Raw genomic sequence first — 680 nt, 5'->3', positions numbered from 1 at the left:
GTGAAGACGACAAGGCTCAGCACGCGCGGCTTCAGCAGCGTGAACCAGTCCCGCACCTCGGAGCCGCCGAGTTGGGCGGAAGCGTCAAAGGGGGCCTGCGCCCCCCCTCCACCGGTTACCGTCATGTCGCTCATATCGGTTTCTGCCAAGCGTTCCGCAATCCGGCGCCCTGCAATCCCGGGCGCGGTCGGGCGGCACCCTAAAACAGAACGCCCCCGGCGGGAACCGCCGGGGGCGTTAAGCTGCCCTGATCAAAGCTACAGGTTCGGGAGTTACCGGATGCGCGGCAGCTCGTCGAAGGTGTGGAAGGGCGGCGGGCTGCTGACTTGCCACTCCAGCGTCGTGGCGCCCTCGCCCCAGTAGTTGGCGCCGGCGGGCACCTTCCGGCGGAAGGTGTCGTACATGACGTAGAAGAAGAACAGGAAGCCCGCGACCGAGATATAGGCGCCCAGCGAGGCGATCAGGTTCCAGCCCCAAAAAGCGTCGGGGTAGTCGGGGTAGCGGCGCGGCATGCCCTGGTTGCCCAGGAAGTGCATGGGAAAGAAGGTCAGGTTCACGCCGATGAAGGTCAGCCAGAAGTGGATCTTCCCGAGCTTCTCCGAGTACTGGTAGCCGGTCATCTTGCCGATCCAGTAGTAKATGCCGGCGTAGATGCCGAACACGGCGCCCAGGCTCAGCAC

The 680-nt window shown here is 64.8% G+C and carries 1 protein-coding gene; it reads right to left on the bottom strand.

Features of this window, described 5'->3' with window-relative positions:
- Positions 1 to 272: 272 nt before the first annotated feature.
- On the bottom strand, positions 273 to 680 hold a 408-nt coding region (locus tag AC1DWF_RS34990; protein ID WP_476843065.1), incomplete at its 5' end, for a cbb3-type cytochrome c oxidase subunit I.

Source organism: Aminobacter sp. P4_D5 (assembly GCF_056401815.1).
The sequence above is the reverse complement of the archived record's forward strand: the minus strand, read 5'-3'. Positions and strand labels throughout refer to the sequence as shown.